This window comes from candidate division KSB1 bacterium (genome assembly GCA_024655945.1).
Classification (GTDB): domain Bacteria; phylum Zhuqueibacterota; class Zhuqueibacteria; order JANLFK01; family Oleimicrobiaceae; genus Oleimicrobium.
Genome location: JANLFK010000004.1, coordinates 147573 through 160811, shown reverse-complemented (window position 1 = coordinate 160811; position 13239 = coordinate 147573). Strand labels below are relative to the sequence as shown.

Sequence of the window (13239 nt, the reverse complement as noted above, 5' to 3'; positions counted from 1 at the left end):
GTTTCTTTGGCCCTGGAAGGAACAGCGGCTCGGCACTGACTCAGCGCCCCAGGGACGTAGCCAGCGCCGTGAACATCTTTGCCACCGCCCCACAGTCAGATAGGTCGGCAAGCAGGAAGTCCGGGTGGGCTTCGGCCAGTTCGGCCATGGTGTTGCCGCCGGTGGCCACCGCTACCGTCACCGCCCCGTGGGGACGCGCACACTCGATGTCGCGGATGGTGTCGCCAACAACCACCACATCCCGAGGCGCAATGGCGATGCCGGTCAGTTGCCGCATCCGGGCCAAGGCAAAGGGCAAGAGCCGGTCGCGCTCTTCGGCATCATCGGCAAAGGCGCCCAGCCGAAAGTAGCCGTCAATCCCGCAGTGGGCGAGCTTGGCGTGGGCGCCTTCCTTCCAGTTTCCGGTGAGCAGACCAAGGGTCACAAAGCCGAGCCCTTGCAGCGCATCCAGCACTGCCGGAATTCCTGGCAGCAGGCGCTTTGCTGCAGAAGGAACCGCCAGCTCTGGGCCGATGAGCTCCAGGTAGCGCCTGCGGAAGGCCTCCACCAGGTCTGCATCCCACGGCAGACCTTGTTTGGCCAACGCCTCGCGCACAATCTCCGGATCGGTGCGGCCGGCCATCTGTACGTCGGCAAAGCCGTTCTCGCACCCGAACACGTCGCGGAAGGCGGCGATCATGGCACGCTTGCCCGCCCCGCCGGAGTGGAGCAGGGTGCCGTCGATGTCGAACAACGCCAAGAGGTGCCGTGTCTTCATGCTCCTCACTCCTCTAAAGACACGACCTGGCCCCTTTCGGCTGCATCCAGAGCCGCCAGAATGAGCTGCAGGTCGCGATAGGTCTGCGCAGGCGAGGCTAAGGGCACTTCGCCTTCAGTGAGGGCGCGATAGAACGCGATCCACTGGTTCCGGTAGCCGCCGTCGAACCCTTCCCAGCGCAGGTGCTGCCGCTTGCGCTTGCCTGCCGGCTGCAGCCAGAGCTGGCCATGGCCAATCTCCAGGGTGCCTTTGGTCCCGAACACGACCGTTTTCACCCACCAGCGCTCGCTGCTTGCTGCCGTGTACGACGCCGCATAGTGGCCGATGGCTCCGGATCTAAACAGAAGGTTGATGCACACGTTGTCCACGCCGCCAAAGTGCGGGCTTTGCCGTCGGGCAAAGGCGTGCACGCGCGCCACCTCGCCGGCGAGCAGCCGCAGTTGCGCCATGTGGTGCACCCCCGCATCGGTCACAAAGCCGCCGCGGTGGGCCGGCGCAATGCGCCAGCCGGTGGCGCCAGAACCAGAGTCTGGGTCAATCCTCACCGTGACGTCCATGCGGATCTGGAAGACTTCGCCGAGCTCGCCGCCCTCGATCAGCTCCTTGGCACGCAAGATGTCCTCGCGGTAGTAGAACTGCTCGGCGATCTGCCCCACCACGCCGTATTCGGCCGAGAGGTGCATCATCTTGCGTCCCTGGGCGAGGTCGACGGCAACCGGCTTTTCGCACATCACGTGCTTGCCTGCCTTGGCGCACTCCAGGCTGACCGGATAGTTGAGGGCAATGGGCACCGCCACCAGCACGGCCTCGACATCTGCCTCTGCAAGCATCTGGCCATAATCCAGGTAGTAGCGGCTCAGTCCCACCAGCCGCGCGAACTCTGCTGCCTTCTCCTCCCCCCGATTACACACGGCAGTCACCCGAAACAGGTCCGGGAGCTCTTTGAGCACCGGCCAGTGCAGGTTGCGCGCGGCCAGCCCGGTACCGATGATGCCCAACTTGATGGGCGGTCGACTTACCTTCGTTTGGGCAAGAGGAGAACTCATGGCATAGCCCTAAAGTTGCAGCGCTTTGTCGGCCGCATCACGGATGGTGCGCAGCCGCTTCTCCCGGTCCCGCACAAAGCGCTCGATGCCTCTGAGCAGCCATTCCGGCGAGATGTGCGCCTCTTCGCAGATTTCGTCCACCGTACCGCCGGTGCGCCAGCGATTGTCCCAGTCGGCGGACATGGCATAGTCGATGGCCACGCGATGGGCGATCCAGTCGTACATGCCCCGCCGCGCCGCATTGGTGATCACCGTGGAGTCCAGCCACTCTGCCGGGGAGACCACCGACTCCCGGTAGGAGGCCGGTTGCAGGCGGAAGAGCTCAGGACTGATGGCCGCGACAATCTTCACGTTCAGCTTCTCCCGCGCCAGCTCCGGCAGAATCTTGATCATGTTGGAAGTGGTACTGGTCCCCTGGACGAAGATGGTTCCGCCAACCTTTTGCCCAGGCACGTAGTCGCGAAGGACGTAAGCCCCTTTGGCCGCTTCGAAGAACGAGGGGAGGCCCAATGCCTCACGGTCCGGTATTTCGATGGGCGGGCGCGTGAGGTGCAAGGCAATGATGTGCGCGTCGGTGGCAAGAGCTGCTCCTATCACCACCGGCACTTCATTGTGCTCCCAAGGACAGACGTTGACCACTTGCCCCTCTGGGAAGAGCTGCGTCACTCCGGGCGCAAAGATACCAAAGTGGGTGCGGGAATCATCAGCCGTCTCCGGGCCAGAATGGCCAACCACCCAGAGCACCTTGCCGATTTTGATGTCGCAGTCCTGCGCCAGCTGGCTGAGCAGGCGCAGAGGGCCGTACTTGAGGTAGACAAACGACCCATAGGTCGAGCAGGCGCCGTAAAAGCCGTTGAATTCGGCAAAGGGGTCGCGGGCGAGGTTGACGCATGCCAGTCCGGCGCAGATTCCTGCGTTGGCAAATTCCGTGATGGCCTGGGGCAGCAGTGCACCAGTCAGGTTTGTGTCGCGGTTGTAGACGCCAAAGCCAGGGAAATCGCCCCACTTTTTGGCAAAACCCGCGATGTTGGTCGACTCGGCCAGGTCAGCGGACATGGCGATGAACAGCGGTCTGCCGTACTTCTGGTGCGCGTAGGCGTTGACCCAGGCACCAAATTTAGCTAGAGCCGCGCGATTGGGAAGCTTCTCGCCCGGCTTGGCAAAAAGCTCCGCCGGGTAGCGGCGGTAGTCGGTGATCACCGGATCGGCAGTCGGGTTCTGCTCGAAGGAAAATCGCAGCGAGGGCTTGTCCTCGGGGATGGCATCACCCAGCTCGACCAGTCTGTCGGCCACATAGTCGACCAGGTCGGGATCTTGGTCGTACACCTCCATGACGTGGCGCAGGTTACGGCGCGTCTGCTCCCGTCGTTCTTCCTCGGTGGCCGGCGCCGGGCTGCCGTAGCCATCGAAGGTAATGGCATAGCGCTCCATGAACTCTTTTCGCCACTCCCAGAAAACAGGGCTATTCATGGGCGTGTGCGGCATGCCATGGGACTTGTTGTCAAAGATCCCATAACCACGTCCCTTGCGCGTCTTGAACCAGGCGGCGTTGGGCAGCTTGTGCGGGTTGTCGCCGTACACAAGGTCCCAAATCGTCTTGGCCACAGGGCCCCACTCCATGCCCTGCTCAGTGCCCATCACCCGCCAGCCGTGGGCTGCAAACCACTCCTGCGGAGAACCATGCACGATGGAACTAATGCGATGGTCGTCGATGCCAAAGTCGTTCCAGTCGATGAGGTAGAAGAGATTGTTGAGCCCCAGACCGTAGGCGTTGTTTTGCGTTTCGTGGGCTGCTCCCGGCGTGAGGCCGCCGTCGCCCTCCATGGCGAACACGCGCACGTCCTCGGCCCCGGCCAGCTTGAGGGCCAGTGCCTGGCCGGCGGCCACAGGGGAGCCGTGCGCAGAGGGTCCAGTGTTGAACTTGAAAAAGAGCGTCTTGCCGGCCATTTCTGCGTGACCAGGTAGTCCGCCACGCCGGCGGAGCGTGAGCAGGTCTTCGGAAAAGACCGCCCGCTTTTGGGCATCCGGAATCAGGTAGCGTCTGTCTTTGGTGCGTTCATACTTGCGCCGCAAGGCCTCATTGAGGACCGCCAACGCAGCGTACACCAGCGGATTGGTGTGACCACCCACCAGGATGAAACGGTCGGCAAAGCGCTTCTCCGGATGGCGGGGATCCCAGCGCATGACGCCACTCAGCGCGGTGACCACGAAGGCATGCACCTTGGAGCGCGAGCCCCCGGGGTGGCCACTCTGCCGCAGATTGAGCATAAAATCAATGCACTGATCGACCATGTCCTTTATCTTTTCCCAATGGGCAAACTCCGCTTGCAGCTGTTCGTAAGTCTTCACCGTGCCCGCCTGACCCATGATGCTCTCCTCGCCTGAGTAAATGCCTCTCCTTCCACACCAGTCCTAACGCGCCATTCAAATCTATAAAACCGCGCGAAAAAACCAAAAGGTTTTCAAAGTCACTGGGTCGGTGCCCCTTGGCCGAAGCGTCGCTGTCGGCTCGGTACAGCATTCATTTCAACATCTCCCCTACGGGCAGCACCGTCCAGGCGTGTACATCTTTGCCGTGCAGGGTTGCCGGCTGCCAGCGTAGGAGTTTCAGCGCCCGGAGCCAGCGCCTGCGCATCTCCTGGTTCACCGGCGGCGTAATGCGCACCTCCTCCGCCTGCCCCTTCTCGTTCACCAAAACCGTCACCGTCGTCTTGACAAACGTAGCCAGCTCCTCAGCCGTGAAAACCCGCTCCAAGGCGGCCATGAGAGCCTCCCCGCCTTTGTTCAGTTGCGGCGGGGTGTCGTAGGGCATCACTTCCGGCCGCGGAAAACCGGAGCTGACGGGTACGCGCTTGTCCTCCCCATAGTCGAGGTCGCTGAGCTGCAGGCTCTGCGCGAACAGCTGGCGCATGAGAACATAGCCAGGGTCCTCGACCAGTTTGATGGTGCCGCCGGTGGGTTTCTGCTGACCGCGCAGCCGCAGGTAGTGGTCCACCGCCTTGCGGCAGCTGTTCTGGTCAACTTCCATTAGCTCGCCCTTTGCGGCAAGTATGAAAATCATGCCCGGCTTTCCCAGCGCTGCCAGCGAGCCAAGCTCCTCCCCTTCGCTCTGCAGACCCACCCGCCTGGCCACCAGGACCATTTCGCCTGGTGCACACAGCACCTGCATGGCCGGAACCAGGTCCTGGCCTAAGAAATCCGCCGCCAAGGAGACAACGACCATGCCCTCTACTGAAGACGAGGTCCCCCCGAGCCACCAGACGCGGAACTCCCCAGACTCCCCGGCATCAAAGAAGGGCGGCTGGGCGCCGCTGACCTCTGCGCTGTTCACTTCCACTACGGTCTCCAGATCAAGGAGGTCGACGCTCTCTAAGCGAAACAGCTCCTTGAGCCAGGCGGCTACCTCTAGCCGCTGGCCTTCGTCCTGGCGCACCACCATGATGGTCGGCTCGTTGGCCATGCCCGGGAAGGCCGATTCCGCCAAACCTTCGTAGCCGGCCAGCACCCACACCTGAAAAAACGTCACGCGCGCAACTGAACCGCCGCGTATCGTGCCAAGCAAGCTCAGAAATGTCGTGCCCACACAAGCTATGCGCAGCCAACGTGTCATATGCGTCTCTCCTCACCTACCCCACCCCATTTCCAGCGGTTCACGGACTGTTGCGTATTCTTTTCCACCGCTGCTGAGCGAGCCACACCCGTCAGGACGACGGGGCAAGTGGCATCTCGTAGACCCGATACCGCCTTACCAATCGCAGGCCAAGCTTGAGGATGGCGTCTTTCATTGCATAGTTGTCTTCCAGCACATAGTTGGCCTCTAGGCGTGCGCCGCCCGGCTGCAGCGCCTCGTACGTCTTCACGTACAGCAGAGTGTCGATCCCCCGGCGGTGGAATTCTGGCACTATGCCCAGCGCCCACATGCGGTAGCTGTTCACCTTCTTGAGCCCAAAGAGCAGCCTAAAGATGCCGAACGGGAAGAGTCGCCCGTTGAGGCCACGCAGCAGCTCGTTCACGTCCGGGAAGGCAATGGAAAACCCGATGGGCTGCCCGGCGGATTCCGCAATAAAGACCACCGTCGGATCTAAGATGAGTTTGAGGCTGCGCGCCATCTCGGCTGCCTCTGCGTCAGTCACAGGAGCATAGCCCCAGTTATGCGCAAGAGAGCGATTGGCAAGGTCGACGATGACCCTCACTTCGCTGTCCAGACGTTTCACATCTATTGTCCGCACTCGCACCTGATGGCGCTCCTGGATGCGCTGCAGGTGGCGCACAAAGCGCTCCGGCAGCACATACCCGCGCGCGGCATCGCCCCGATATACCTCCAGGTCCTTCGCCTTGCGCAAGCCGAACGCCTCCATCTGGCGGTTGTAGAACGGCGGATTGTACGGCGACATGACCGTGGGCGGGTAGTCGAACCCTTCGACGACAAAGCCCCAGTTCTGCGACTCGAAGCTGATGGGCCCGCGCATGGCAGTCATGCCCCGCGCCTGCAGCCACTGCCGCGCCGCGCCCAGCAGGGCAGTGGCGACCTCATCGTCATCAACGCACTCGTAGGAGCCGAAGAAGCCGATGGAGCCGCCCCAGTAAGCGTTGGCGTGGCGATCCACAAAGGCGGCGATGCGCCCCACGGGCTGGCCGCCGTCCCAGGCTAAGAAGAGCGCATAATCGCAATGCAGCAGCAGCGGGTTAGTCGCCGGACGGAGCTGCTTCCGCTGTTCGCTGCGCAATGGTGGCACCCAATAGGGGTGCCCCTTGTACAAGCGATAGGGCAGAGCCACGAAAGCCCTCTCCTCCCGCCGTGAGCGAACCTCCCTGATCTCCATGTAGCCTCCCGAGTAAGGAGTCAATGGGGCGTGCGTCTACCGTGCTGTGCTGCGCGCAAAGATTCACCCGCCTTGCGCGGCACGGCTCGCGCATGCACCCCCTCGCGCGCCAATGCGGCGTGCACCAGCTACCCTTTGCCAAGGCCTGACCCGCCAGGGCATCCACGGGGGCTTAGGTGACCCTGGGGGCGCGCCGGTGAACTCACGGCCGAGTTCACGCCGCATGGCCCGAAGAACCCACCAGCTACTTGCCCATCACTGCCAGTGCCCGGTTGATGTCCGACACATCCAGGATCACCACGCCGCGCTCTTGTCCCGGGCTCATAGTGCCGTAGCAGTACTCAATGTTGATCCCGGCTCCGCCCAAGGCGAGGGTAAGCATTGCCAGGGCGCCGGGCTGGTTCTCTAACTCGGCGGCCAATACCTCCCGCTCCTCAACCTCGTAGCCCAGGGCGCTGAGGGTCTTCAAGGCCTTGTTGGTGTTGGAGACCCACAGCTTGGCCACGTCGCCGAACACGCCGATGGCCTCAATGTTGATTTTGTGCCGCGCGAGCTCCTGGCACAGCTGCCCAATGGCCCCAGGCCGGTTCTCCACGACTGCGAATACTTCCTTGATCTTCTGCATGGGCCCCTCCGCATTGCCATAACTTGCCCCCTTTCACTCCTGTTAAGTTTCTGCCCCTAGTCGGGCAGCGCAGGGTGCCGCAGATGAAAGTCAGTGGCGTCCTGATATGCCTTGGCCACCCTTAACAAATCCGCCTCGCCGAACAATTTGCCCACGAACGTGATGCTGGTCGGTGTACCTTTCTCGGTGAAGCCGTTTGGCACCACCACGCAAGGATGGCCAGTGAGATTGGTGAGCAGAAGGTTATTGCCGCCAAAGGTTGGCACCACGTAGACGTCGACCTGAGCCATGACCTTCGCCATCTCCTGCATAAGCAGGGTGCGCACGCGATTGGCCTGAATGTATTCCACCGCAGGGATGAGTCGCGAATGCCTGAACACGTTTGGCCAGGCGTTCTTGACCTGGCGCACCATCAGGTCGTCGCGGTTGCTGCGCGTCAATTCGTCGAAGGCAGCCGCCGCCTCCGCGTTGAGGATGAACTGCAAGGCCTCCACGGGCAGATCCGGCAGCGCAACCGGCACCAGGTCGACGCCGAGAGACCGGAGGGTGTCCAAGACCGCGGCGTCGCGCAGAGCGGCTTCCTGGTCGCGGCGCGGGTCCTCGAAGGCGCTCTGCACAAAACCCACGCGGATCTTGCGCAGGTCAGCGCGGGCATCCCACGCAAAAGGAACGTCCACCACGGTCAGGTCCTTGCCGTCCGGTCCGTAGATGGCTTGGAACACCAAGGCGCAATCTTCCACAGACCGGCAGATGGGACCAAGTTTGTCCATGCTCCAGCTCAGCGCCATGGCGCCGAAGCGGCTCACTCTGCCAAAGGTGGGGCGAAGACCGGTGACCCCGCAGCGCGTACAGGGCGACACGATGGAGCCGTAGGTCTCGCTGCCAATGGAAAAGGCCACCAGCCCAGCGGCAGTGGCTGATGCCGGAGCTGCAGAGGAGCCACTGGAGCCCTGTTCCAGGTTCCATGGGTTGCGCGTCTGGCCGCCGAACCAGACGTCGCCCCAGGCGAGCTCCCCCAAGCTGAGCTTGGCGACCAGAACAGCCCCGGCCTGATCCAAACGCTGCACCACAGTGGCATCATAGTCGAGCATTTGGTCTTTGAACGGCACGCTGCCCCAGGTGGTCCTGTAGCCGCGCGTGGCCAACAGGTCTTTTGCACCCCAGGGCAGCCCGTGCAAGGGGCCACGGCGCTTGCCTGTGGCCAGCTCCTCGTCCGCCCGCCTCGCCCGCTCCAAGGCGCGCTCCTCGGTGAGCGTGACCGCACATTTCAGATGGGGGTCATAGCGGCGCAGTCGGTCCAAATACATTTGGGTGAGCTCGCGCGAGCTCACCTTGCGGGTACGCAGCAACTCGCCCAGGTAGGTCACCGGCCAAAAGGCTACGTCTTCCAAACGAGAAGGCAGCGGCGGAAGTTGCACACGACTGCGTCGGCTCTTGGCCTTCTTGGTCGCGATGGTCACGCCCGCAGGAATTGGGTTGAACTGCAACGCCGGAGGTACGCTGTTGTCCAAGGGGATGGCGCGCAGTTTTTCGAAAGCAGCCAGGTTCTCGTTGACGCCGTCCATGAGCAGATCGCGCTCTGGCTCGGTAAACTCCAGTCCAGCGACCGCTTCGGCCCCCTTCACCATCTCCTTCTCCACCCGCTGTCTACGCGCTTCCTGCAACCGCGCCCAGGCGCTCCCGAAAAAGAATCCGAGCAAGGCGCCGAGCGTCGAGAATCCCACAAACACCCGCCTGCTTATGCCCGCCGCGGAAGCGTCGATCTTCGAGGCCATCTTCCCCATCGCATTCCTCCTGAGAACTTGCTCCGCTCTCTGCTGAGCTTGTCGGTGCCTACCCTTTCAGCCCCGTGAGCGTGATACCCCTCACGAAGTAGCGCTGCGCCACGAAAAAGATGACGACGATCGGCAACATCACGCACACGGCCGCGGCCATTTGGTAGGGCCATTTGGTGACGTGCATGTTGTGGAAAAAGGCAATCCCGACCTCCACCGGCCGCATGTCCATCTGCGTGGTGACGATCAACGACCAGAGAAAGTCGCGCCACACGGCCATAAACGAGAAGATGCCCAGAGTGGCCAGCGCCGGTTTGGACAGCGGCAGGGCGATGCGCCAGTAGATGTGAAAGGTCGAAGCGCCATCGATGCGCGCCGCATCCTCCAGATCCCTGGGCAGCGTCAAGAAGAACTGGCGCAGCAGAAATATGCCCCACACACTGCTGGCAAAGTAGAGAATGAGTCCCTGGTAGGTGTTCACCCAGCCAAAGGCATCGACGATGAGAAAAGCGGGAATGATCGTCACGATCACCGGGATCATCATCGTGGCGATGTACAGGCCAAAGAGGCGATCCCGTCCTCGGAAGTGCAGCCGCGCAAAGGCAAATGCCGCCATGGAACACACCAGCAGCTGCAGGGCCACCGCGCCGACGCTCATGATCACGGAATTCAAGAAGAACCGCCCGAACGGGAGCAGCGTCAGCGCCTCGCGGTAGTTGGACCAGAGAAACTTGCTCGGCCACAGCTTGGGCGGATACTGGCTCACTTCCAGCTCGTTCATGAAGGAGGTCATCACCATCCAGATGAAGGGAACGAGCATGGACAGGGCCAAGGCCAGGAGCGCCGCGTAGATGAGCACGCGCCCCACCACCCTTCCCACCCCTTTCGCACGTGTCACTTTCATATGGCTCTCTGCGATGTCGCCTCTCTTTCGGATCTCTCAGCACACGCCGCGCGCGACGCTTGCGCGGCCGGCCAGCCGGACCATCAGCTATACTCCACCCGCCTGCCGATGAGGCGGAACTGCACGAGCGTGATGACCAAGATGATGGAAAACAGCACCCAGGCCATCGCCGAGGCTCTGCCCATGCGCAGGTATTCCCAGGCATTTTGGTAGATGTGATAGACCACGACGTCGGTGGTGCGCGCCGGGCCGCCCTGGGTCATCACCCACACGGAGGTGAAGACCTGAAAGGAGCCGATGATGGCCGTCACGAGGATGAAGAACGTGGTTGGTTTAAGCAGAGGCAGGGTCACACGGCGGAAGCGCTGCCAGGGGTTAGCCCCGTCGATGATTGCCGCCTCGTAGAGAAAATCGGGTATCCCTTGCAGGCCAGCCAGAAAAATCACCATCTGGTAGCCGATCTGCATCCAGACGGTCATCACCATGAGGGACACCAGGGCAGTGCTCGGGCTACTCAGGCCGCTCCAGCTACCGAGCCCCAGCAGCCGCAGCAGGTAGTTTATGAGTCCAAATTGCGGCTCATAAAGCCACTGCCACACCATGGCGATGGCCACAAAAGAGGACACGCTCGGCAAGAAGTAAAGAGTCCGCAGCAGGTTCACCCCTTTGATGCGCTGGTTCATCATCATCGCCACCGCCAAGGAGATGGTCATCGCCACTGGCACCTGCAAGGTGTACAGCGCCGTATTCTTCAACGCGTTCAGGAACAGCCGGTCGGTGAAGATCGACCTGTAGTTGTCCAGGCCCACGAAAGGCTTGTTGGGCATGATCACGTCCCAGCGGTGCACGCTCAGGTAAAGGGAGAAGAGCAGCGGGGCCAGCACGAACACCAGCAGATGCGCAAACGAGGGCAGCAAGAAGCCATAACCCTCTGCGGTCACGCGCCGTTCCCTGTGGCGGGTCAGGGCAAGATTGGCCAAAGCAGCTCCAAGGGAGACGAGCCCCACGATGAACAAGAAGCGCAACACGAACCCGCGCTCGGATCCTGGGGTAGCGGCCACCACCGGCGTCTCGCGCGCCTCGGCGAATTCCTTGTCGATCTTCCGCGCCGCGTCGGTGAACATCGCGTGCAGGTCCCAACCGCGATAGAGCACCAGGTCCACGGCGTCCTTGACCAGCTCCTCCACCCGGCGGAACTGCTCTAGGACCGTTCCCCACGGTTGGCGGCAGTAAGGCACCTCGTCCAGGAAGACTTGTTCCAAGCCGAAGGGGTCGAGCTCCGCCTGTTTCCGGGCGACTTCGACGATGGCCGGGATGGCGATCAGCGACTCGATGCGCTGCATGCCGGCCCACTTGCCGCCCAAAAAGGCCGCCAACTCCATGGCGAGCTCCGGATGCGGCGTCCCCTTCGGCACGCACCACCCTGCTTCGTACATGACCGTGACGTGTGCGCCGTTGGCAGGTGTGGGCAGCGGCGCCACGCCCACTTCTAACTCGCCGCGCCTCATGTACTCCTGGATGGTGGTCAGCAGCCAGTGCCCGCTCACGACCATGCCGATCCGTCCGGTGAAGAAGAGCCGGGTGATGCCGCCACTCTCGGCTGCCGCGTACTGCGCGTGCGGGGCAACCTGATGTTTCACCCGCAGGTCGATAAGGAACTGTACTGCCTCCTCGGTGGCCGGCGAGTTTAAGTATCCGGTAGCTTTGCTGCCATCTGGGCTGAGAATGTCGCCGTGGTTCATCCAGACAAATGGCTGCCAGTAGAAGAGGTAGGTGGAAAATGCTGTGCCAAACTGGTCAATCCGACCGTCGCCATCCACGTCCTTGGTGAGCTGCTTGGCCAGCCGCAAGTAGTCCTCCCACGTCCAGCCCCGCTGTGGATACGGCAAACCAGCCTCGTCGAACATGCGGCGATTGTAGTACATCGCGATAGGATTAAAGTCCTTGGGGAAGGCGTACAGCGCGCTGTCGCGCATGCCGATGTTGAGCACGTTGGAAAAGTACATCGACAGGTCGATGCCCTTGGCCCGGGCAAAGGGCATGAGGTCCAAGAGCAGTCCGCGATTGATGAACGTGGGCATGATGACCGAGTCGAGAAGGAACACATCGGGTGGCGAGCCAGCGGCGATGGCCGACAGCACTTTTTCCTTATAGTTGGACGCGGGAATGGATTCGACGCGGACCACCACCCCCGGATGCCGACGAGCAAACTCATCGGCGATGGCCTGCTCGCTTTTCACCTCCTCGGCACCGCCCCAGTTGGCCACCCGCAACACCACCGTCTCCGCCGCCCCTACCTTGCCCCAAAGCGCACCCCACAGCGCCAGGAGATAAGCGAGCATCCGAAAACGAGTCGACCGATTCTCCAGCAAGCGCCGCCTCCTCATGCCAACTCCAGCCTCACTCCACGCCATTTCTGACATGCCATTCCAGACCGTGGCGCGCAAATAGCCGCTCCAATTCGAACTCAACCGGGGCCTCCAGGCCGAGACGGTGCAGGGCTTCCACTTCGCGAAACACCTCTGCCGGCGGCCCGTCCATAACAATCCGTCCGCGATCCATGACGAGCACGCGGTCCATGCCCAAGAGCTCCTCGGGATACTGGCTGATGAGTAGCGTAGAGACCTGCTCCCCATTTGCGGCGGACCCTTGCTCGTGATGCAGACTCTGGATCATGGCCACCATCGCCTCCCGGCCCTGCGGATCAAGCAGCGAAGTGGGTTCATCCAGGACCAGGTACTTGGGGCGCATGGCCATCACCGCTGCCAAGGCTAACCGCTGCTTTTCGCCGCCAGAAAGCAGATGCGGCGGGTGCTGGCGGTAGCCTACCAGGTCGAACCGCTGCAGTGCCTCTTCCACTCGCGCGTGCATCTCCTCGTAAGGGATGCCGAGGTTTTCGAGGCCGAAGGCGATCTCTCGTTCCACCGTGGCCGACACGATCTGGTTGTCCGGATTCTGGAAAACCATTCCCACTTTTTGGCGAATGGCCAAGTGATTGGCAGGGTCTCTGGTGTCCAGGCCATCCACGAGCACCGTGCCGGCCGTGGGCACCAGGAGAGCATTGAGACAGCGGGCCAAGGTGGTCTTGCCCGAACCGTTGGCGCCCATCAGCCCAAGGGATTGGCCAGCGCCGATGACCAACGACACGCCATCTAAGGCCAGACAACTGCCTCCGTCCTGTCCGGGGTAGGAAAGGCTGACCTCGACGACTTCTATCAAGCGGCTCCTCGCAAAGTGGTGCCTCACATTCGTCTCTGCAAATATAACATTTTTGTTGACCCAGTCAACGCTTTTTCTTAAATTGCGGTG

The 13239-nt window shown here is 62.1% G+C and carries 10 protein-coding genes; all 10 read right to left on the bottom strand.

Features of this window, described 5'->3' with window-relative positions; all coding sequences use genetic code 11:
- Positions 1 to 40: 40 nt before the first annotated feature.
- The gene (locus NUW13_07160; GenBank protein ID MCR4438807.1) at positions 41 to 757 is read right to left on the bottom strand and encodes a haloacid dehalogenase-like hydrolase; all 717 of its coding nucleotides are present in this window, start codon (positions 755 to 757) and stop codon (positions 41 to 43) included.
- Positions 758 to 762: 5 nt separating this feature from the next.
- The gene (locus NUW13_07155) at positions 763 to 1803 is read right to left on the bottom strand and encodes a Gfo/Idh/MocA family oxidoreductase (protein MCR4438806.1); all 1041 of its coding nucleotides are present in this window, start codon (positions 1801 to 1803) and stop codon (positions 763 to 765) included.
- A gap of 9 nt (positions 1804 to 1812) precedes the next feature.
- A complete protein-coding gene (locus tag NUW13_07150; protein ID MCR4438805.1) occupies positions 1813 to 4170 on the bottom strand; it encodes a transketolase in 2358 nt (785 codons plus the stop codon).
- 154 nt (positions 4171 to 4324) lie between these two features.
- A complete protein-coding gene (locus NUW13_07145) occupies positions 4325 to 5413 on the bottom strand; it encodes an energy transducer TonB (GenBank protein MCR4438804.1) in 1089 nt (362 codons plus the stop codon).
- Between the two features lie 91 nt (positions 5414 to 5504).
- On the bottom strand, positions 5505 to 6626 hold the full coding sequence (locus tag NUW13_07140) for an N-acetyltransferase (GenBank protein ID MCR4438803.1): 1122 nt from the start codon (positions 6624 to 6626) through the stop codon (positions 5505 to 5507).
- A 244-nt stretch (positions 6627 to 6870) separates the two neighbouring features.
- On the bottom strand, positions 6871 to 7251 hold the full coding sequence (locus tag NUW13_07135) for an ACT domain-containing protein (protein ID MCR4438802.1): 381 nt from the start codon (positions 7249 to 7251) through the stop codon (positions 6871 to 6873).
- Positions 7252 to 7307: 56 nt separating this feature from the next.
- Positions 7308 to 9035, bottom strand: coding sequence for an amidase (locus tag NUW13_07130; protein ID MCR4438801.1), 1728 nt, complete (start codon positions 9033 to 9035; stop codon positions 7308 to 7310).
- Positions 9036 to 9084: 49 nt separating this feature from the next.
- Positions 9085 to 9930: a carbohydrate ABC transporter permease gene (locus NUW13_07125; GenBank protein ID MCR4438800.1), complete on the bottom strand. Its 846-nt coding sequence runs from the start codon at positions 9928 to 9930 to the stop codon at positions 9085 to 9087.
- 83 nt (positions 9931 to 10013) lie between these two features.
- Positions 10014 to 12317: an extracellular solute-binding protein gene (locus NUW13_07120; GenBank protein MCR4438799.1), complete on the bottom strand. Its 2304-nt coding sequence runs from the start codon at positions 12315 to 12317 to the stop codon at positions 10014 to 10016.
- 13 nt (positions 12318 to 12330) lie between these two features.
- Entirely contained in the window at positions 12331 to 13149 is an 819-nt protein-coding gene (locus tag NUW13_07115; protein MCR4438798.1) for an ATP-binding cassette domain-containing protein, read from the bottom strand.
- Positions 13150 to 13239 lie beyond the last annotated feature (90 nt).